Below are 19,368 nucleotides of genomic sequence, written 5' to 3' on the forward strand. Positions count from 1 at the left end.
CGTTACCACTGGCCCCGACGGCAGGCGTCGCCACCGCAATCTGGTTCAAGACAGCAAGCTCCACACCGCGCAAGCTGCACCCATGTGGATCGGAACCCTCTACGCGCTAGCTGCCGGCCTGATGTGGGGCCTGGTCTTCGTCGGCCCGCTGTTGTTGCCGGAGTATCCGGCGGCGCTGCAGTCGGTTGGGCGCTATCTCGCCTTCGGCCTGATCGCGCTGCCGCTGGCGTGGATGGACCGCGCCGCGTTGCGACGGCTAACGCGCAGCGACTGGCGCGAAGCGGTGAAACTGGCCGTCATCGGCAACCTCATCTATTACCTGTGCCTGGCCAGCGCCATCCAGCTCGCCGGTGCACCGCTGCCGACGATGATCATCGGCACCTTGCCGGTGGTGATCGCGATCAGCGCCAACCTGCGCGACCGCCGCCGTGATGGCCGCCTGCCATGGCGCGCGCTGTTGCCGTCGCTGTTGCTGATCGCCGCCGGCATCGGCTGCGTCAACCACGTCGAACTGCAGGCACTGCGCGCCGATCCCGACGCCGATCCGCTTCGCTATGCCCAGGGCGCGCTGCTCGCGATCGTCGCCGTGGCCTGCTGGACGTGGTACCCGCTGCGCAATGCCGACTGGCTGCGCGCCCATCCGGACCGCAGCCCGCGCACCTGGGCGACGGCGCAGGGCGTGGCGACGCTGCCGCTGGCCGCGGCGGGCTATGGCCTGCTGTGGGTAGGCATGGCTCTGGCCGGCGCCGAATTCGCGATGCCGTTCGGTCCGCGGCCGTGGTTCTTCATCGGCCTGATGGCGGCCATCGGCCTGTTCGCTTCCTGGCTGGGCACGACCTGCTGGAACGAAGCCAGCCAGCGCCTGCCGACTGCGCTGGCGGGGCAGTTGATCGTGTTCGAGACCCTGGCGGCGCTGGCGTACGCCTTCGCGCTGCGCGGCCGGATGCCGGGCGCACTGACGCTGCTGGGCATCGCTCTGTTGATCGCCGGCGTGATGTGGGCGGTGCGCATCCGCCCGGAGCCGGTGGTCGTCGAGGCGCACGCGTCCTGACCACGTGAATGCGGGGCGGTTCCGTCGTCACGCCCAAGCCGCTACGATCCGGGCGTGGCGGAATATGGGATGCGCCACGCAACGGGGAAGCGCATGTCGCCAAGAGTCCTGATCGTCACGTTGTCGTTGGCCCTGGGCGCGGTCAGCGGCGCCTTCGGCTATTCGCTGATCGTCGCCAAGCGTGAACCGGCCAAGCTGGCCGCCGCACGCGCCGAAGGCCGGGCCGAAGGGCGCGCCGACGCCGAGAAGGCGGTCAGCGACGAACTGGCCGCGCTCAAGCCGGTCGTGTTCGGCAAGGCGGCCGATGCCGATTCGAAGGTGGGCGGCGTGCAGTTCGGTTACGAGTACGTCAAGCCGAAGAACCCGGCGCTGGAGGAGTACTACAAGCTCGCCCACGACGGCGACCTGCTGCACAAGATGCCGGAAGTGCATGCCATCGACGGCATGCTGATGCTGCCGCGGCAGATCAACTACATCACCGCCGAGTGTGGCGAACCCAACGCGTTCTACACGCCCGAGCGCGGCGAAGTGGTCATGTGCTACGAGACCATGAAGGTGCTGCTCGAGCGTGGCCGCGAAATGGCTGCGCAGAACAAGCTCGGCGACGATTACGCGCAGCGTTACCTGGATGCCAACTTCCGCTTCATCATCCTGCACGAGACCGGCCACGCCCTGATCAACATGCTGCAGATCCCGATCACCGGGCGCGAGGAGGACGCGGTCGACCAGCTCGCCACCACGCTGATGCTGCGCTTCGCCGGCCTGGACGAGTCCACCACGGTGGTGACCGAGAACCTGCGCATGGCGTCGAACTGGTTCCTGGCGCGCAGCACCGGTGAATACAACCTCGATGCCTACGCCGACCAGCACGCGCTGGGCGAGCAGCGCTACTTCAACCTGCAGTGCCTGCTGTACGGCAGCGATCCGGCGCGTTACCTTAGCATCGTCACCGATGGTGACCTGCCGGAAGCGCGCGCGAAGGGTTGTCCGGAAGAGGCACGACGCATCAGCCAGTCGTGGCTACGCCTGCTGCTGCCCTACGTGGCGCCGAAGTTCGAGATGACGGAAGAGAAGGCGAACCGATTGTTCCGGCAGCGTGAGCAGGAACGGGACCGGAACGCGTCGTTGCCGTACGTGCGCCCGGCGACGTCGCAATAACGGCGGCTTCGCCGCTTACCCCTCTTCCGGCCCTGCGGGCCACCTTCTCCCACAAGGGGAGAAGGAAGTGCGATATCCCTCTCCCCTTGTGGGAGAGGGACAGGCCGCAAAGCGGCCAGGGAGAGGGGGCGCTTACAGCGCCGCCACCGCCGCATTGAACGTCTCGCTCGGGCGCATCGCCTTCGACATCAGCGCGACATCCGGGTGGTAGTAGCCGCCGATCTCCACCGGCTTGCCCTGCACCGCGGCGAGTTCCTCGACGATCTTCGTCTCGTTGCTCTCCAGCGCGGCGGCGAGCTTGGCGAAGCGCGCCTTCAGGCCGGCATCGGCATCCTGCGCGGCCAGTGCCTGCGCCCAGTACATCGCCAGGTAGAAATGGCTGCCGCGGTTGTCGATGCCGCCGACCTTGCGCGAGGGCGACTTGTCGTTGTCGAGGAACTTGCCGTTGGCGGCATCGAGGGCATCGGCGAGCACGCGCGCGCGCGGGTCGCCATGGCGCTCGGCCATGTGTTCGATCGAGGCGGCCAGCGCCAGGAACTCGCCGAGCGAATCCCAGCGCAGGTAGTCCTCTTCGACGAACTGCTGCACGTGCTTGGGTGCCGAGCCGCCGGCGCCGGTCTCGAACAGGCCACCGCCGGCCATCAGCGGCACGATCGACAGCATCTTGGCGCTGGTGCCCAGCTCCATGATCGGGAACAGGTCAGTCAGGTAGTCACGCAGCACGTTGCCGGTCACCGAGATCGTGTCCTGGCCCTTGCGGATGCGCTCGAGCGACAGCTTCATCGCCTCGACCGGGGCGAGGATGCGGATGTCCAGGCCGCTGGTGTCGTGATCCTTGAGGTAACGCTCGACCTTGGCGATCACGTTGGCGTCGTGCGCGCGCTTGGGATCGAGCCAGAACACCGCCGGGGTGTGGCTCAGGCGCGCGCGGTTGACGGCGAGCTTGACCCAGTCCTGGATCGGCGCGTCCTTGGTCTGGCACATGCGCCAGATGTCGCCGGCTTCCACCGCGTGCTCCATCAGCACGTTGCCGGCCTCGTCGAGCACGTGCACGGTGCCGTCGGCGGGGATCTGGAAGGTCTTGTCGTGCGAGCCGTATTCCTCGGCCTTCTGCGCCATCAGGCCGACGTTGGGCACGCTGCCCATCGTCGCCGGATCAAACGCGCCGTTGGCCTTGCAGTCGTCGATCACGGCCTGGTAGATGCCGGCGTAGCAGCGATCCGGGATCACCGCCTTGGTGTCCTGCAGCCTGCCGTCGGTGTTCCACATGCAGCCCGAGTCGCGGATCATCGCCGGCATCGAAGCGTCGACGATCACGTCGCTGGGCACGTGCAGGTTGGTGATGCCCTTGTCGGAGTTGACCATCGCCAGCGCCGGGCGGCGAGTGTACTCGATGGCGATGTCGGCCTCGATCGCGGCGGCGACGTCGGCCGGCAGCGACGACAGGCGCGCGTACAGATCGCCGATGCCGTTGTTGGGGTCGAAGCCTGCCTGCTCGAGCTCCTTGCCGTGCTTGGCCAGCACGTCGCGGTAGTAACGCTTGACCACGATGCCGAACATGATCGGGTCGGAGACCTTCATCATCGTCGCCTTCAGGTGCAGCGAGAACAGCACGCCCTGCGCCTTGGCGTCCTCGATCTGCGCATCGACGAAACGCGACAGCGCCGAAGCGCTCATCACCGAAGCGTCGATCAGCTCGCCGGCCTTGACCTTGATGTTGGTCTTTAGCATGTTGCGGCGGCCGTCCTTGCCGACCAGGTCGATGGAGACGGTGCCGGCCTTCTCGATCAGGTACGACTGCTCGCTGCCGTAGAAGTCACCGCCGTCCATGTGGGCGACGTGCGACTTCGATTCGCTGTTCCACTTGCCCATGCGGTGCGGGTGCTTGCGGGCGTAGTTCTTCACCGACAGCGGCGCGCGGCGGTCGGAGTTGCCTTCGCGCAGCACCGGGTTGACCGCGCTGCCCTTGATCTTGTCGTAGCGGGCCTTGATCTCGTTCTCGCGCTCGCCCTGCGGCTCTTCCGGGTAGTCCGGCAGCGCGTAGCCCTGCTGCTGCAGCTCGACGATTGCCGCCTTGAGCTGCGGCACCGAGGCACTGATGTTTGGCAGCTTGATGATGTTCGCGTCCGGCGTGGTCGCCAGTTCGCCCAGTTCGGCCAGGTGGTCGCCGATCTTCTGCTCGTCCTTCAGGAAGTCGGGGAACTGCGACAGGATGCGACTGGCCAGCGAGATGTCGCGCGTCTCGACTTCAATGCCCGCGGTGGCGGTGTACGCGGCGACGATCGGCAGCAGCGACTGCGTGGCCAGGAACGGCGCTTCGTCGGTCAGCGTATAGATGATCTTGGGGGTGTTGGACATGTCGGCGTGACTCGCTTGCGGATGCAGTGTGGTCGGGAGGCCTGGGCAGGCCGGGCAGCACCGGGTGGTTCACGCCGGTGCTTGCCGATGGCGACGCGCGCCCGCAGGCGCGCAACCGTCGCATTGTCGCGGTTTAGACGGGGCGGGCAAAGCGCCGGGGCGCAACGGTGTGGGTCAGGTGTATCCATACGCGACCGTGCTGAACCCTCCGACCCGGTAGGAGCGAGCTTGCTCGCGGCCGGCGGGTCAGCCAGGACGGCTTCGCGAGCAAGCTCGCTCCTACGCGGCTCCGCAGCACTTCTTGTACTTCTTGCCGCTGCCGCACGGACACGGCTCGTTGCGATCGGGCGTGGCTTCGCGGCGAATGGGTTCCCGCGGGGTCAGCGCCTCGATGCGCTGGTGGTGCAGGTCGGCGAGCATGCCCGGCAGGCTGGCGATGATCTCCAGGCGTTCGCGGTAGCTGACCGGCGTGCCGGGCTGCTCCGGATCCTCGCCGATGACCTCGCCACTGGCGAGGCGGTCGAAGCGCAGGAAGATCTCGTCGATCCACTCGTGCTCGTCCAGCCAGGTGTCCCAGGGGATCTCGCTCAGCTCCACGCCACGGAAGAAGCCGAACGCCCAGTCGCGACCGACGTCGAGGTCGTCCTCCTGTTCCTCTTCCGGGTCCTCGGGCAGCCACAGCAGCGGCGCCAGATGGTCTGGAAGGTCGTCGTCACCGAAGCGCACGCGCTGGCTGACCATGTTCCAGTGGCCCTGCAGCAGGGCTTCGACGGTCTCGCGCTCCTCGTCGTCCTTCCAGCGCGGCTGCGTGCCCCATACCGGGCCTTGCCACTGCTCGAACGGAATGACTTCCGGGCCAACCGCGAGCGCGGACAGGTAGCCGTCGAGGGCCTCCAGGTTGAAGCCCTTGAAGGGCACCGCGCGCTGCTCCAGCAGCTCGGCCAGTTGTTCGATCTGGGTGTCGTCGAGATAGGCGGGGGCTTTCATCGGGGGAAACTCGCGATCACAGAAACGCGACATGGTAGTCGCATGCGTGTTTTCTCGCCGAGAATGCAGGGTCCCCTTCATCCCGGGCAGCCCGGTTCAGCGTCGCATTCCATGACAGCCACGTGTCCCTGCGGCCTCGGCCGCCCGTATGCCGCCTGCTGCGGGCCGCTGCACGCCGGCGCCATCGCAGAATCCGCCGAAGCACTGATGCGGTCGCGTTACAGCGCCTATGTCCTGGGCGACATCGACTACCTGCTGGCCAGCTGGCATGCCGACACGCGACCCGACCGGCTCGATCTGGGCGACGTCGCGGCAACGCGATGGCTCGGGCTCGAGGTCAGGCGCCATGCAATGACGGGCGCCGACACCGCCATCGTCGAATTCGTCGCCCGCTACAAGTCCGGCGGAGCGCCGGCGGTGCGCCTGCACGAACTCAGCCGCTTCGTGCGCGAGGACGGACGCTGGTTCTACGTCGACGGCGATCACTGACCGACGCGCAAAAAAAGGGGCGCGGCAAAGGACCGCGCCCATGCTTGCCCACCATGAGGTGGGGGAGAGAGAGTGTTGGCGCCTTACTTGACCTCGAACTCGGTGGTCGAACCCGGCGCGCCGTTGACGGTCACTTCGGCCTTGTACTTGCCGGTCGGCCACGGCTTGGCATTGGTGAACTCGAAGTTGGTCGTTTCCGCGCCCGTGGTGTTGAGCGCCTGCTTCATCTCGCCGGCAGTCTGGCCGTCCTGGTAGACCAGGCGGGCGGCGACTTCGGCATTGCTGGCCGTGCCGTCGGTGGCGACCGACACGATGATCTTGTCCTTCGGCGTGAAGGCCATGGTCGGTGCGGCGATCTTCTTGTCGGGGCCCGCGGTCGTGCCGAGGGTGACGCTGGAAACGGCCACGCCTGCCGGTACCGGAGCCGGCATCGGCTCGGCCGGCGCAACCGGCGCGGTCTCGACCGGCGGCGGGGTTACCGCGACGGGTTCTTCTTTCTTCTTGCAGCCCACCACGGCGACCGATGCCAGCAAGGCAACAGCGACGGCGTAGTGCAGGCGATTACGGATCATCATGAGTCGATCTCCTTGGAACTCTGGCGCAAAGGGGAAAGGGGGGAGTGAGGTCAGTCCTGCGGCGGAATCTTCAGCACCTGCCCGGGCTGGATCCTGTCGGGATCGTCCAGCTGGTCACGGTTGGCCTCGAAGATCGCGTTCCACTTGTTCGCACTGCCATAGAACTGCTTGGCGATATGCGACAGGGTGTCGCCCTTGGCGACGGTATAGGTCTGCTCGCCGACTTTTTCGGCGGTGCTGTCGACCGATGCGGACACGCCAGAGAAATCGGCCTTTTCGACCTTCTCGGCGGTGGTGTCGACGTTGGCGCTGACGCCGGAGAAATCGGCTTTCTTGTCCGGTGTGGTCATGGGTGGGCGGCTCCTGCCGGAATGGCGGGAGCACCATGACACGCGCCTTGTTAAGGAAATATGGCGACCGGGTGAGCCTTGTCTCAGTTCACCGGTGCTTGCATGAGCCCGGTCTCATTTCGCTTGCGAAGAGATGAACGAATGCCGTCATTGCCGCTCGTCGCGCCCCGCGGTGGGCTGCTCGCTGCCCGGCGTCGCGCGCCAGGGATTGATGTCCAGGCCACCGCGACGCGTGTAGCGCGCCTCCACCGACAGACGCTGCGGTGAAGCATGCGCGACCAGATCGGAAAAGATGCGTTCGACGCATTGCTCGTGGAACTCGGCGTGGTCGCGGAACGAGACCAGGTAGCGCAGCAGGCCGGCGCGATCCAGCCGCGGACCGTGGTAGGTGATCACCACCCGCGCCCAGTCGGGCTGTCCGGTGACCGGGCAGTTCGACTTCAGCAGCGAACTGGTCAGCGTCTCGGTGACGACATGGGCGGGGTCGGCGGCAAGGTGCGCCGCATTGGGCGGGCCGTAATCGTCGATGGCGACATCGAGACCGTCGATGCAGTCGACGATGGCATTGTCGGCACTCTCGTCGATCGGCGGCAGGCCGAAGGCGACGTCCACCGGCGCACCCGCGGCGCGCGTCAGGTCGGCGGCCATGCGTTCGCGCACGGCCTGGTCGCTGTCGAAGCGCGAGGAGTTGAACGAGTTGAGGTACAGCTTCAGCGACTTCGACTCGATCAGGTTCGGTGCCGTCGCCGGTACCGTGATCGTCGCCGTGCCTACGTGCGGCTTGCCGTGGGCATCGAGCCAGCTCAGCTCATAGGCGTGCCAGCGGTCGAGGCCGATGAAGGGCAATGCATCGTCGTCGATGCCGATATGGCCGCGGCCGAGCGCACGGGCGATCGGAAACAGCAGGGACGCGTCGTACTCGCGCGGATAGTCGACGTGGCGGCCGAGCGGCAGGTCTTGGTGGGTCATGGCGGCGATTTTACCCGTGGTGGCGACCTTGAACCTGACCGGTAGGCGCCGGCTGGCGCTGCAAGGATCGGATAGCGGGGGTCGTGGCAGCGGCCGAAACTGCGGCCATCGACCACACCGGGACCCCACCATGTTCACCCTCTACGACTACCTGCCTTCCCGCAACGCCTGGAAGGTTCGCCAGCTGCTGCAGCACCTCGGGCAGCCCTGGCAGACCCGCATCGTCAGCATCTTCGAGGGCGAAGGACGCCGGCCGGATTACCTGGCGATCAGCCCCACCGGCACCGTGCCGGCGATCGAACTGGACGACGGTCGCACGATCGCCGAGTCCAACGCGATCCTGATGTACCTCGCCGAAGGGTCGCAGTACCTGGCCGATGATGCCTACGGGCGGGCCAAGGCCTGGCAATGGCTGTCGTTCGAACAAGAGCGCATCGAGAGCCAGATCGGCGCCCTTCGCCACTGGACGCTGACCGGGAAGCTCACACGTCGGCCGGAGGCGCTGGTGGCGATCAAGCGCGCCGCCGGGGCGAAAGCACTGGCCATCCTCGAACACGAGTTGTCGACGCGCGATTTCATCGCCGGCGATGTCTATGGCATCGCCGACATCGCGGTATTCGCGTATGTCGGCGTGGCCGGTGAAGCAGGATTCGATCTCGCCGAGTATCCGAGAGTGTGCGCGTGGATCGAGCGCGTTGCGCAGCAGCCGGGGCACCTGGCGCAGGTGCACCCGTACTCGATGGATCCCAACTCGGTGAAGGAGTTGGGATGACGAGCCATCATTCGTTGCCGGCCACCGCAACCGCCTGCGGCTGATGCAGGTAATCCAGCGTCACCTGCAGCAGTGCCCGCAGGCCCAGGTCCAGCGCCGACTCGTCCAGTGCGAACTGCGGCGAGTGGTTGCTCGGTGCCGTCACCGGGTCGATGCCCTTGGCCGTGGCGCCGACGAAGAAGAACATCGACGGCACTTCCCTGGCGAAGTACGAGAAGTCCTCGGCGCCCATCTGCAGCGACGGCTCGACCACGTTGTCCACGCCCGCCACGGCCTGCAGGCTGGGCAGCATCCGCGCCGTCAGTGCCGGATTGTTGACCGTCACCGGATTGCCCTCGCTGTCGGGGACATTGGCGATGGCCGTCGCACCGTTGGCGGCGCTGACATGCTCGGCGACGTTCTTCAGGTCGCTGAAGATCTTCTGCCGCATGCCCTCGTCGAAGGTGCGGATGGTGCCGACCATCTCGACCTCATCGGGAATGATGTTGTAGCGGATGCCACCGTTGATCGCGCCGAACGTGACCACGGCCGGCAGCTTGGCGATGTCGGTGCGACGGCTGACGATGGTCTGCGCGGTGCCGATGACGTCGGCGGCGGCGACGATCGGATCGATGCCACCCCACGGTCGCGAACCGTGCGTCTGCCGGCCCTTGATCTTGATGGTGAACTTGTCCGAGGCCGCCATCAGCGGACCCTGGCGAACACCGATCTGCCCGGCCTGCAGGGTCGAGAACACGTGCAGCCCGAACATCGCATCGGGCTTGAAGGTCTTGAACACGCCTTCCTCCAGCATCAGGGAAGCGCCGCCTTCCTCGCCATCGGGCGCGCCCTCCTCGGACGGCTGGAACACCAGCATCACCGAGCCGGGCAGGTCGGCCTTCATCTTCACCAGCGCATCGGCGATGCCGAGGAGGATGCCGGTGTGGGCGTCGTGGCCGCAGGCGTGCATCACGCCCACCGTCTGCCCGCGGAAGGTCGCGGTAGCCTTCGATGCGAACGGCAGGTCGACCTGCTCAGTCACCGGCAGCGCGTCCATGTCGGCGCGCAAGGCGACGCGCGGGCCGGGCTTGCCGCCCTGGATGATCGCCACCACGCCGTTATGGGCGATGCCGGTCACCGGCTTCAGCCCGAGCGCACGCAGATGCTCGGCGACCTTGGCCGCGGTGCGCGTCTCGCGGTTGGACAGTTCCGGGTTCTGGTGGAAGTCTCGACGCCAGGCCACGACCTTCTGCTGCACGGACTTGGCTGCGGCGGTGACCTCCGGCCGTTCAGTGGCCGATTGGGCATGGACCGGCGAAGCGAGCACGGCAGCGATGAGGGCAGGCAGGACATGCAGGGCGGGACGACGCATCGAGTACTCCGGTGTGGTCGGTGCCGCGATCGACGACCGCGGCAGTGATTCGAATGGGAAGGGTTGCCGTGGCAGCGGGTCAGCCGCCGCCGTGCAGGTAGTCCAGCGCCACCTGCAGCATCGCGCGGGTGCCGACGTCGAGCGACTGCTCGTCGAGCAGGAACTGCGGCGAATGGTTGATCGGTGCGTTCGCCGGATCGATGCCGGCGGAGGTGGAACCGACGAAGAAGTACAGGCCAGGCACGGTATTGGCGAACTGGGCGAAGTCCTCGGCCACCGTCACCATCGGCATCTCGACGACGTTGTCGGCGCCGACCGCGCGCTGCAGCGACGGCCGCACGCGTGTGGTCAGCGTGGCGTCGTTGATCGTCGCCGGTGCATTGCTCGCCACCTCGAGCTTCGCGGTCGCGCCGCTGGCGTGGGCGAAGTCCTCGGCGGTGCGACGGAAGCGCGTGATCACGTCCTCGCGCACCTTGGCGTCGAAGGTGCGCAGCGTGCCGACCACCTTGGCCTCGTCGGGGATGATGTTGAAGCGCACGCCGGCGTTGAACTGGCCGGCGGTCAGCACCACCGGCGTCGCGGCGATGTTGACCTGGCGCGCGATCAGGCTCTGCGTGCCGAGCAGGATCTGCGCGGCCACGGTGATCGGATCGACGCCGTCCCACGGACGCGAGCCGTGGGTCTGCTTGCCGTTGACCGTCAGGCTCCACTCGTCGGCGGCGGCGAGCATCGGACCGCTGCGCACGCCGACCTGCCCGACCGGCAAACCGGCCCAGACATGCAGGCCGAACACGGCGTCGGGCTTGAAGTCGCGGAACACGCCTTCGTCGAGCATGAGCTTGGCGCCAAACGTCTCGCCCGGATTCGGCGGGCCTTCCTCGGCCGGCTGGAATACGAACATCACCTCGCCCGGCAGATCCTGCTTCTGCGCCGCCAACGCGGTCGCCACGCCCAGCAGGATCGCAACATGGGCATCGTGGCCACAGGCGTGCATCACGCCGACCGGCTGGCCGCGGTACTGCGAGGTCACCTTCGATGCGAACGGCAGGCCGGTCTGTTCGGTCACCGGCAGCGCATCCATGTCGGCGCGAATGGCAATGCGCGGACCGGGCTTGCCGCCCTTGAGCACGGCAACGACGCCGGTATGGGCGATGCCGGTGCGCGGCTGCAGGCCGAGCTTGCGCAACTGCTCGGCAATCACCTTCGCGGTGCGGACTTCCTGGTTGCCCAGCTCGGGATGCTGGTGGATGTCGCGGCGCCACGCCACGACCTGCGGCTGCACGGCCTTGGCCGCGGTTGCTGCGTCAGGTGCCAGGGCATTGGCAGGCGGGGCCAGCATTGCGGCAAGCAGGGCAGGCAGGATCAAAGGGCGCATCGAGCAGACACTCCGGGGCACTCCGGGACACTCCCGGGATGGACCCCGATGCTAGCCGGCGCGACCTGCCCCGTGTAGTCCGGATCAGGCGTCGTTGCCCAGCACCTGGGCCTGGCGCTTGCGGCTCAGGCCCTCCAGCGCACGCCGGTACGACCACTCCACCAGCTCGACCAGGTAGTCCTCGGGCACACGGCGCACGTCGACGATGGTTATCCAGCGGAAGCGGCCCATGAAGCGCGCCGGCTTCATGCCGGGGACATCGGTGAGTTCGACGAAGCGCTCCGGCGAGACCTTGATGCTGAAGCGCCAGCGCTCGGGTTCGCTGGTCTTGAAGTAGGCGAAGGTCTTGTCGCCGACGTTGTAGACCAGGATGTTGCGCGGCTCGGGATGCAGCGTCACCGTCGCGCCGCGCAGGCCCGCGCAATGCGCCTGCAGTTGCAAGGTATCCATGGCGGGATTCTGGCACCGCCGGCTGTCAGAAACTGTCAGTACAGTCGCGACAGCCAGCCTTCGGCGCACCATGACTGCAGATGGCCGATGGCGACGACGGGCACGTCCTGCGCCGCCAGGTCCGTCGCCAATGCTTCGCACAGGGCGGCGAAATTCCCGCCGCGCAGGAAGTGACCGATCGCACGACGTTCCTGGGGCTCGAGCGAGCGGAAGCGGCCGACCCGGTCCTCGTCACGCCACATTGCCCAGCAGGCGTTCACGACGACTCCGGCCGGCGGTTCCTGCCCGTCCTTGAGCGCCTGCCAGGTTTCGACGCTGTTGAATCGCGCCTCGTACAGCTGAAAGCTGGGATGGAAGGCCAGGCGCAGGGTCGGCCAGGAGACCTGCGGCAGCGCAATCACATCCTCCCAGGCCAGACGCTCGCCATCGGCAGCGTCGAAGCCGTCGAGCAGGCAGCGCTCGAACCGTGCAAGTTCCGCTACCTGCGGATGCGCGGCGAAGGGCTCGGCGCTGGCAAGGAACGCCGGCAGGCCCGAACCGAAATCCCGCAACGAGCGCACACGCGAGGGATGGGCCGCTATGAAGTCCTCGCACATGCGCTCCCACAGTGCGTCGCCCAAATAGTTGCCCAGCACCGCGTGGTCGTGCTCGAGCGCATCGCGCAATCGCGCCCCATAGGCATGGCCGTAGATGCCCAGGCCCAGTTCGGCGGGCATCTGGCCGCAGGCAAGCAATGCCTTGATGCCAGCATCGCCACCGCGCAACCGCGCCAGGAACTGCCGCTGCAGGTCGACCAAGCCATCGTCCGCGGGCCGCGACGCGATCACGCCGCCACCGCCGGCATCGCGCGGGCAAATGCCGCACGCGCCAGATCGAGCTCGCCCAGCAGCTCCGGCAGCGGCGGGAAGTGGTCGTCGCGCTCGATCATCGTGCTGACCGCGCCGAAGCGCGCGATCGCACTCTGGTACAGCGCCCACACCGAATCGGGCACGTCGTGGTCGTGGGTATCGATGCAGTGCGTACCGTAGTCGCTGTGGCCGGCCAGGTGAATCTGCCAGACCCGGTCGGCCGGAATGCCGGCGAGGTAGTCGTGCGGATCGAAGCCGTGATTGCGCGCGCTGACCTGGATGTTGTTGACGTCCAGCAGGATCCGGCAACCGCTGCGCCGGGCGATTGCGGCAACGAACTCCCACTCGGGCATGTCCGAATCGCGGAACTCGACATAGCTGCTCAGGTTCTCCAGCAGCAGCTCACGACCGAGGAACTCCTGCACCTGCTCCACGCGATCGACCACGTGCGCGATCGTCGCTTCGTTGTAAGGCAGCGGCAGCAGGTCGTGGCTGTTGATGCCATCGACGCCGGTCCAGCACAGGTGGTCGGAAACCCAGGCCGGTGCGATGCGATGCACCAGCTCGCGCAGCCGCTTGAGGTAATCGCGGTCGAGCGGATCGGTGCCACCGATCGACAGCGACACGCCGTGCATCGCGATCGGATGGTGCGCGCGGATGCGGTCGAGGTAGTGCAGCGGCTTGCCGCCGTCGACCATGAAATTTTCCGAGATGATCTCGAACCAGTCCACCGCCGGCGGTGAAGCCAGGATCTGTTCGAAGTATTCGGGGCGCAGCCCCAGCCCGAAGCCGAGCCAGGGACGGGACTCCGGCGCACGCGCGCCGGAGTCGCCTGCGCCGCTATTGGCGGCGCGCATGCTCACCCGGCATTGCCGCCGGTGTTGGAGCAGCTGGCCGCCGGCAGTGCGACGAAGCCCTTGCCCTTGCAGCTGCCGTGGCCCTTGCAGGCGTTGTCGGCGGTCTTGCAGTCGTTGTGGCCCTTGCAGGCGTTGACGCCGTAGCAGTGCACCTGGTCGCTGGCCGCGCCGGTGAAGTTGATCTTCGGATCGATGCGCTTGCCACCGATGTCGGCGCAGGCCTTCTTGGTCGCGGCGACGAAACCCTTGCCCTTGCAGCTGCCGTGGCCCTTGCAGGCGTTGTCGGCGGTCTTGCATTCGTTGTGGCCCTTGCAGGCATTCACGCCGGAACAGTGCACCAGGTCGACCTTGTCCGATGACTTGGCCTTGGCGCTGGCGGCGGGTGCGGCGAAGGCCATGCCGGCAGCGATCAAGGCCAGGGCAACGCCGGAAACGGGAACGATGGGGGACTTCATGTGGGTGTATCTCCAATGGCGGGGTCGGGGGACGCGACGTTGCGTCCTCGCTCCATAAGTGGCGGCGCAGGCGCGATAAGGTCCGCATCGGGATTGGCACAGCAGTGGCGGCGCCTTTGCAAAACCAGGCGAACGTCCGCGAAGCGACGCTGGAGGGTTCGCGGTCAACGCAAAAGAAAAAGGCCGGCTCCTGGGAGCCGGCCTTCTGCATTCCATCGATGTCGCCCGGGCGCTTACGCCACCTTGACGATCCGCAGCGGGTTGTCCCACTCCTTCAGGAGCTCGGCCTCGCGGGTCTTGGCTTTGTGCAGGTGGTCTTCCTTGACGTGGCCGTAGCCGCGGATGTGCTCGGGGATGCTGGCGATCTCGGCGGCGAGGCCGACATTGCTGCGGTCGAGCTTGCCGAGCAGGCCTTCGATCGTCGCGAAGTAATCGACGATCAGCTGGCGCTCCATCCTGCGCTCCTCGGTCTTGCCGAAGATGTCGAAGGCGCCGCCGCGCAGGAAGCGCAGCTTGGCCATCCACTTGAACGCGGTGAACACCCACGGACCGAACTCCTGCTTGATCAGGCGGCCCTGCGCGTCCTTCTTCGCCAGCAGCGGCGGCGCGAGGTGGAACTTCAACTTGTAGTCGCCGTCGAACTGCTGCTCCAGCTTCTTCTTGAAATCGCCGCTGGTGTACAGGCGCGCGACCTCGTACTCGTCCTTGTACGCCATCAGCTTGAAGGCGTAGCGGGCGACGGCCTCGGTCAGGTCGGTGGTGCCGGCGACGTTGCGCTCGGCCGCGTGCACGCGCGCGACGAAATCACTGTAGCGGCGGGCGTATGAGGCGTCCTGGTACTCGGTCAGGAACGCCACGCGGCGCGAGATGACCTCGTCGAGCGAACGCGACAGGCGCGCATCGTCCAGCGGCAGGAAGGCGACGTTGTCGCCGCCGTGAGCGGGAACGTGGCGCAGCTCGTCTTCCTTGCGGGTCGTGCGCGGCGCGCTGGTCGCGCCCCACTCGTTGCCTTCCCACGCACCCGGCGAGAGCATCGGCAGCTCGTGCGGGGTCGATTCGGCGGCGGTCTGGGCATTGCGCACCAGACCGGCGGCTTCGGCCACGGCGTTGGGATCGACCACGGCCAGGCGGCCCCAGGCGAACGCGGTCTTGTTCATTTCGATCGCGGCGCCGTTGAGCTCGACCGCACGCATGATCGAATCCAGCGACAGCGGCACCAGCCCCTGCTGCCATGCGTAGCCGAGGATGAAGAGGTTCGACGCGATCGCATCGCCCATCAGCGCGGTGGCGAGCTGGGTGGCGTCGACCACGTGCGGGTCCTTGCCACCGAGCGCGACCTTGATCGCGGCGATGATGTCGGTCGCCGGGAACTGCATGTCAGGACGCGTGGTGAACGTGCCCGGCATCGCTTCATAGCTGTTGAGCACGACCGAGCTGCGGCCCGAACGCACCTTCGACAGCGCCCAGTAATCGTTGACCACGACCATGTCGCAGCCCAGCACCAGGTCGGCCTCGCCGGCGGCGATGCGCACGGCGTGGATGTCGGCCGGGGTGCGGGCGATGCGGATGTGGGTGGTGACCGCGCCGCCCTTCTGCGCCAGGCCGGTCTGGTCGAGCACGCTGGCGCCCTTGCCCTCGAGGTGGCCGGCCATGCCGAGCAGCGCGCCGATCGTCACCACGCCGGTGCCGCCGACGCCGGTGATCAGGATGTTCCAGGGCTGGTCGAGCGAGGGCAGCTGCGGCATCGGCAGGTCGCTCAAGCGATCCTTTGCGCCCGAACCTTTCTTCTTGCGCAGGCCACCGCCTTCCACCGTCACGAAGCTCGGGCAGAAGCCGTTGACGCAGGAGTAGTCCTTGTTGCAATTGGACTGGTCGATCTCGCGCTTGCGGCCGAACTCGGTTTCCTTCGGCAGCACCGACACGCAGAACGACTTCTTGCCGCAGTCGCCGCAGCCTTCGCAGACCAGCGAGTTGACCATCACGCGCTTCTGCGGATCGACCATCTTGCCGCGCTTGCGACGACGACGCTTCTCGGTGGCGCAGGTCTGGTCGTAGATCAGGACGCTGGTGCCCTTCACTTCGCGCAGGCGCTTCTGGACGTTGTCCAGTTCCTTGCGGTCGAAGAACTCGACGTCCGACGGGAAGATCTCGCGCTTGCTCCACTTGCCGATGTCGTCCGACACCAGCACGATGGTCTGCACGCCTTCCGAACGCACCTGGTGGGCGATCTGCGGCACCGACAGCGTGCCGTCGACCGGCTGGCCGCCGGTCATCGCGACCGCATCGTTGTAGAGGATCTTGTAGGTGATGTTGACGCCGGTCGCGACCGACTGGCGGATCGCCAGCGAGCCGGAGTGGAAGTACGTGCCGTCGCCGAGGTTCTGGAACACGTGCTGCGTTTCGGTGAACGCCGCCTGCCCCGACCACGTCACGCCTTCGCCGCCCATGTGGGTGAAGGTGTCGGTGCTGCGGTCCATCCAGGTCACCATGTAATGGCAACCGATGCCGCCCAGCGCGCGCGAGCCTTCCGGCACGACGGTGGAGGTGTTGTGCGGGCAGCCCGAGCAGTAGTGCGGCACGCGCGGGAACTGCGCCCGCGGCAGGGCCAGCTCGGACTCCTTCTCGGCCATCCAGCGCAGCACGTTCTCGATGTGCTCGCTGTTATGGAACTTCTGGATGCGGCGACCGATCACGCCGGCGATGGTCGCCGGAGTCAGTTCGCCCGTGGACGGCAGGATCCATTCGCCCTGTTCGTCGTACTTGCCGACGATCGACGGACGCTGGCCGCTCCAGTTGTACATGTACTCCTTCATCTGGCGCTCGATGAAGGCGCGCTTTTCCTCGACGACGACGATGTCCTCGAGGCCCTGCGCGAAACGGGTGATGCCGACCGGTTCCAGCGGCCAGGTCATGCCGACCTTGTAGACGCGGATGCCCAGGTCGGCGCAGGCGTTCTCGTCCAGGCCCAGGTATTCCAGCGCCTGCAGCACGTCCAGGTAGGACTTGCCGGTGGTGACGATGCCCAGGCGCGCGCGCGGCGAGTCAATGACGGTGCGGTCGATGCCGTTGGCGCGGGCGAAGGCCTGCGCGGCCTTCACCGCATAACGGTGCAGGCGCATCTCCTGGTCCATCGGCGGATCGGGCCAGCGGATGTTGAGGCCGCCGGCCGGCATCTCGAAGTCGTCCGGCGTGATGATCTGCATCGCCAGCGGATTGACGTCGATGGACGCCGACGACTCGACCGTCTCGGCGATTGTCTTGAAGCCGACCCAGCGGCCGGTGTAGCGCGACATCGCCCAACCGAGCACGCCCATGTCGAGGATGTCCTGGACGCCGGCGGGGTTGAGGATCGGCATCATCGCGCTGACGAACTCGTCTTCCGAGCCGTGCGGCAGCGTCGACGAGCGGCAGGCATGGTCGTCGGCGGCGAGTGCGAGCACGCCACCGAACTTCGACGTGCCGGCGGCATTGGCGTGCTTGAACACGTCACCGGTGCGGTCCACGCCCGGGCCCTTGCCGTACCACATGCCGTACACGCCCTCGACCTTGGCGCCCGGGAAGAGGTTGGTCTGCTGCGTGCCCCAGACCATGGTCGCGCCGAGGTCCTCGTTGAGGCCCGGGGTGAACTTCACGCCGGCCGCTTCCAGGTGCTTGCGCGCGCGCCACAGCTCCAGGTCGAAACCACCCAGCGGGCTGCCGCGGTAACCGGAGATGAAGCCGGCGGTGTTCAGGCCGGCGGCCTGATCGCGCAGGCGCTGCATCAGCGGCAGGCGCACCAGCGCCTGGACACCACTGAGGTAGATGCGGCCCTGTTCGCGGCTGTACTTGTGCTCGAGCGAGTAGTCGGTATCGAGCACCGAGTTGGTAAGCGCGGTGTTCGCCGAGGACGGCGAGCTGAGTTCGGCGGTGCTGGTCATGCGTGGCTCCGGCGCGCCGGGGGGCGCGGGGGTGGCTGCGGACGCCCGTAACCATGCCTCGCGACGGGTGGTCGCGACGCAAAAGTCCGAGCAAAGACTCGGAATTGTAGCAGTCAGACCACTCTGAGCCGGGTGTCGGGCATGGCCGCGCCGAACAGGCCGCGTCTGCGCCCTGTTCAGTTATCAACTACGTAGGAGCGAGCTTGCTCGCGACCGCGGCATGGCGGAGTCCTGGCGAGCAAGCTCGCTCCTACGACCGGAGTTGGCTTAGGTCTGGCCGTTGATCCAGCTGCCCTGCACCTGCAGGTCGTGGTCGAGCAGGACCAGGTCGGCGCGGAAGCCCGGGGCGATGCGCCCCAGTTCGCCGCCCAGGCCGAGGAATTCGGCCGGGTAGGTCGAGGCCATGCGGCAGGCTTCTTCCAGTGGCAGACCAAGCCGCTGGACCGTGTTGCGGACCGCACCGGCCATGTCCAGCGCCGAGCCGGCGAGGGTGCCGTCGGCGGTGGTGCACTTGCCGTCGCGGCAGGTCATGGTCACGCCATAGAGCTCGAAGTCCTCGCGCTCGCCACCGACCGGTGGCATCGCGTCGGTCACGAGCATCATCTTTCCAGGCGGTCGTGCCGCGATCGCCACCCGCAGGGCGGCGTCGTGGACGTGGTAGCCATCGACGATCAGGCCACTCCAGGTGTACGTGTTCTCGAGTGCGGCGCCGACCCCGCCGGGCTCGCGACTGTTCATTGGCGTCATCGCGTTGAACAGGTGGGTGACGCCGCGGATGCCGGCGCTGAAGCCGTCGCGCATCTGTTCGTAGGTGGCGGCGGTATGCCCGGCGCAGAGGATGAGGCGCCGCGCGGCGAGCTCGCGCAGCGTTTCGGCGGAGAAGCGCTCCGGTGCCAGGGTCAGCATCGTGCGGCCGTTGCCGAGCGAGGCGACCAGGTCGAGTTCGTCCTGGTCCGGGGTGTGGAACTTGGCCGGGTCGTGCACGCCCTTGCGCGCGGCGTTGAGGTACGGGCCTTCCAGGTGGATGCCGAGGATGCCCGGCACGCCCTGCGAGATGGCCTCGCGCGTGGCCGCGATGGCGCGCGCCATCACCTCGGTGTCGTCGCTGATCAGCGTCGGCATCATGCCGGTGGTGCCGAACCTGCGGTGCGCCTTCGCGATTGCGCGCAGGCCTTCCACCGTCGGCTCGTCGTTGAACAGCACGTCGCCGCCGCCGTTGACCTGGGTGTCGATGAAGCCTGGCACCAGGTAACCGCCGGCGAGGTCCACCACGGTTGCGCCCTTGGGCGCCTGGCCAGGCAGCACGGCCACGATGTGGCCGTCTTCCACGATCACGCAGACGTCGGTCTCGAAGCCGTGGTCGGTGAGGACGTGGCCGTTGTGGAAGGCAGTGGTGGTAGTCATGG

17 protein-coding genes are annotated in these 19,368 nt (G+C 67.2%); 4 read left to right on the top strand and 13 right to left on the bottom strand.

Going from position 1 to position 19,368, the window contains the following annotated elements:
- The first annotated feature begins 82 nt into the window (after nt 1-82).
- Together AC3A3Q_RS05975 and AC3A3Q_RS05980 are read left to right on the top strand one after the other, a co-directional pair.
- Nucleotides 83-1,051, top strand: coding sequence for a DMT family transporter (locus tag AC3A3Q_RS05975; protein WP_487585349.1), 969 nt, complete (start codon nt 83-85; stop codon nt 1,049-1,051).
- Between the two features lie 93 nt (nt 1,052-1,144).
- Nucleotides 1,145-2,209, top strand: coding sequence for a DUF4344 domain-containing metallopeptidase (locus tag AC3A3Q_RS05980; protein WP_487585350.1), 1,065 nt, complete (start codon nt 1,145-1,147; stop codon nt 2,207-2,209).
- Nucleotides 2,210-2,341: 132 nt separating this feature from the next.
- Here AC3A3Q_RS05980 and AC3A3Q_RS05985 read toward each other — a convergent pair whose 3' ends face one another.
- Nucleotides 2,342-4,567, bottom strand: a complete 2,226-nt coding sequence (locus AC3A3Q_RS05985) for an NADP-dependent isocitrate dehydrogenase (protein ID WP_487585351.1) — start codon at nt 4,565-4,567, stop codon at nt 2,342-2,344.
- A 279-nt stretch (nt 4,568-4,846) separates the two neighbouring features.
- On the bottom strand, nt 4,847-5,554 hold the full coding sequence (locus AC3A3Q_RS05990; RefSeq protein ID WP_487585352.1) for a UPF0149 family protein: 708 nt from the start codon (nt 5,552-5,554) through the stop codon (nt 4,847-4,849).
- A gap of 111 nt (nt 5,555-5,665) precedes the next feature.
- Here AC3A3Q_RS05990 and AC3A3Q_RS05995 point away from each other — a divergent pair, with 111 nt between their 5' ends.
- Nucleotides 5,666-6,043 (top strand): YchJ family protein, encoded by a 378-nt coding sequence (locus tag AC3A3Q_RS05995; protein WP_487585353.1) that lies wholly within the window; start codon nt 5,666-5,668, stop codon nt 6,041-6,043.
- 83 nt (nt 6,044-6,126) lie between these two features.
- On the opposite strand, the gene AC3A3Q_RS06000 is transcribed toward AC3A3Q_RS05995, so the two are convergent.
- The 3 genes from AC3A3Q_RS06000 to queF all read right to left on the bottom strand — a co-directional run bounded on the left by AC3A3Q_RS06000 (nt 6,127) and on the right by queF (nt 7,937).
- Nucleotides 6,127-6,615, bottom strand: coding sequence for a hypothetical protein (locus AC3A3Q_RS06000; RefSeq protein WP_487585519.1), 489 nt, complete (start codon nt 6,613-6,615; stop codon nt 6,127-6,129).
- 53 nt (nt 6,616-6,668) lie between these two features.
- A complete protein-coding gene (locus AC3A3Q_RS06005; RefSeq protein WP_487585354.1) occupies nt 6,669-6,968 on the bottom strand; it encodes a LysM peptidoglycan-binding domain-containing protein in 300 nt (99 codons plus the stop codon).
- Between the two features lie 147 nt (nt 6,969-7,115).
- Complete coding sequence (queF, locus tag AC3A3Q_RS06010; protein ID WP_487585355.1) at nt 7,116-7,937, bottom strand: NADPH-dependent 7-cyano-7-deazaguanine reductase QueF; 822 nt, start codon at nt 7,935-7,937, stop codon at nt 7,116-7,118.
- A 130-nt stretch (nt 7,938-8,067) separates the two neighbouring features.
- On the opposite strand from queF, the gene AC3A3Q_RS06015 reads away from it, so the two are divergent.
- Entirely contained in the window at nt 8,068-8,709 is a 642-nt protein-coding gene (locus tag AC3A3Q_RS06015; protein ID WP_487585356.1) for a glutathione S-transferase family protein, read from the top strand.
- A 7-nt stretch (nt 8,710-8,716) separates the two neighbouring features.
- On the opposite strand, the gene AC3A3Q_RS06020 is transcribed toward AC3A3Q_RS06015, so the two are convergent.
- The 8 genes from AC3A3Q_RS06020 to nagA all read right to left on the bottom strand — a co-directional run bounded on the left by AC3A3Q_RS06020 (nt 8,717) and on the right by nagA (nt 19,366).
- Nucleotides 8,717-10,060 (bottom strand): M20 family metallopeptidase, encoded by a 1,344-nt coding sequence (locus AC3A3Q_RS06020; RefSeq protein WP_487585357.1) that lies wholly within the window; start codon nt 10,058-10,060, stop codon nt 8,717-8,719.
- A gap of 79 nt (nt 10,061-10,139) precedes the next feature.
- Nucleotides 10,140-11,435, bottom strand: a complete 1,296-nt coding sequence (locus AC3A3Q_RS06025) for a M20 family metallopeptidase (RefSeq protein ID WP_487585358.1) — start codon at nt 11,433-11,435, stop codon at nt 10,140-10,142.
- An 84-nt stretch (nt 11,436-11,519) separates the two neighbouring features.
- A complete protein-coding gene (locus tag AC3A3Q_RS06030) occupies nt 11,520-11,885 on the bottom strand; it encodes an MmcQ/YjbR family DNA-binding protein (protein ID WP_487585359.1) in 366 nt (121 codons plus the stop codon).
- A 35-nt stretch (nt 11,886-11,920) separates the two neighbouring features.
- Nucleotides 11,921-12,682 carry an HvfC/BufC family peptide modification chaperone gene (locus tag AC3A3Q_RS06035; protein WP_487585360.1) on the bottom strand — a complete coding sequence of 254 codons (762 nt, stop codon included), beginning with the start codon at nt 12,680-12,682 and terminating at the stop codon, nt 11,921-11,923.
- Nucleotides 12,683-12,708: 26 nt separating this feature from the next.
- On the bottom strand, nt 12,709-13,590 hold the full coding sequence (gene bufB / locus AC3A3Q_RS06040) for an MNIO family bufferin maturase (protein WP_487585361.1): 882 nt from the start codon (nt 13,588-13,590) through the stop codon (nt 12,709-12,711).
- Between the two features lie 2 nt (nt 13,591-13,592).
- Nucleotides 13,593-14,045 (bottom strand): BufA2 family periplasmic bufferin-type metallophore, encoded by a 453-nt coding sequence (bufA2, locus tag AC3A3Q_RS06045; RefSeq protein ID WP_487585362.1) that lies wholly within the window; start codon nt 14,043-14,045, stop codon nt 13,593-13,595.
- Between the two features lie 233 nt (nt 14,046-14,278).
- Complete coding sequence (locus AC3A3Q_RS06050; RefSeq protein WP_487585363.1) at nt 14,279-17,962, bottom strand: indolepyruvate ferredoxin oxidoreductase family protein; 3,684 nt, start codon at nt 17,960-17,962, stop codon at nt 14,279-14,281.
- Between the two features lie 267 nt (nt 17,963-18,229).
- Complete coding sequence (gene nagA, locus AC3A3Q_RS06055) at nt 18,230-19,366, bottom strand: N-acetylglucosamine-6-phosphate deacetylase (RefSeq protein ID WP_487585364.1); 1,137 nt, start codon at nt 19,364-19,366, stop codon at nt 18,230-18,232.
- Between the last annotated feature and the right edge of the window lie 2 nt (nt 19,367-19,368).

The organism is Lysobacter sp. Soil_C_59 (assembly GCF_057656415.1).

Excerpts from the sequence above, each read along its gene's own strand:
- AC3A3Q_RS05975 (WP_487585349.1), top strand. The coding sequence starts at position 83 with ATGTGGATCGGAACCCTCTACGCGCTAGCTGCCGGCCTGATGTGGGGC.
- AC3A3Q_RS05980 (WP_487585350.1), top strand. The coding sequence starts at position 1,145 with ATGTCGCCAAGAGTCCTGATCGTCACGTTGTCGTTGGCCCTGGGCGCG.
- AC3A3Q_RS05985 (WP_487585351.1), bottom strand. The coding sequence starts at position 4,567 with ATGTCCAACACCCCCAAGATCATCTATACGCTGACCGACGAAGCGCCG.
- AC3A3Q_RS05990 (WP_487585352.1), bottom strand. The coding sequence starts at position 5,554 with ATGAAAGCCCCCGCCTATCTCGACGACACCCAGATCGAACAACTGGCC.
- AC3A3Q_RS05995 (WP_487585353.1), top strand. The coding sequence starts at position 5,666 with ATGACAGCCACGTGTCCCTGCGGCCTCGGCCGCCCGTATGCCGCCTGC.
- AC3A3Q_RS06000 (WP_487585519.1), bottom strand. The coding sequence starts at position 6,615 with ATGATCCGTAATCGCCTGCACTACGCCGTCGCTGTTGCCTTGCTGGCA.
- AC3A3Q_RS06005 (WP_487585354.1), bottom strand. The coding sequence starts at position 6,968 with ATGACCACACCGGACAAGAAAGCCGATTTCTCCGGCGTCAGCGCCAAC.
- queF (WP_487585355.1), bottom strand. The coding sequence starts at position 7,937 with ATGACCCACCAAGACCTGCCGCTCGGCCGCCACGTCGACTATCCGCGC.
- AC3A3Q_RS06015 (WP_487585356.1), top strand. The coding sequence starts at position 8,068 with ATGTTCACCCTCTACGACTACCTGCCTTCCCGCAACGCCTGGAAGGTT.
- AC3A3Q_RS06020 (WP_487585357.1), bottom strand. The coding sequence starts at position 10,060 with ATGCGTCGTCCCGCCCTGCATGTCCTGCCTGCCCTCATCGCTGCCGTG.
- AC3A3Q_RS06025 (WP_487585358.1), bottom strand. The coding sequence starts at position 11,435 with ATGCGCCCTTTGATCCTGCCTGCCCTGCTTGCCGCAATGCTGGCCCCG.
- AC3A3Q_RS06030 (WP_487585359.1), bottom strand. The coding sequence starts at position 11,885 with ATGGATACCTTGCAACTGCAGGCGCATTGCGCGGGCCTGCGCGGCGCG.
- bufB (WP_487585361.1), bottom strand. The coding sequence starts at position 13,590 with ATGCGCGCCGCCAATAGCGGCGCAGGCGACTCCGGCGCGCGTGCGCCG.
- bufA2 (WP_487585362.1), bottom strand. The coding sequence starts at position 14,045 with ATGAAGTCCCCCATCGTTCCCGTTTCCGGCGTTGCCCTGGCCTTGATC.
- AC3A3Q_RS06050 (WP_487585363.1), bottom strand. The coding sequence starts at position 17,962 with ATGACCAGCACCGCCGAACTCAGCTCGCCGTCCTCGGCGAACACCGCG.
- nagA (WP_487585364.1), bottom strand. The coding sequence starts at position 19,366 with ATGACTACCACCACTGCCTTCCACAACGGCCACGTCCTCACCGACCAC.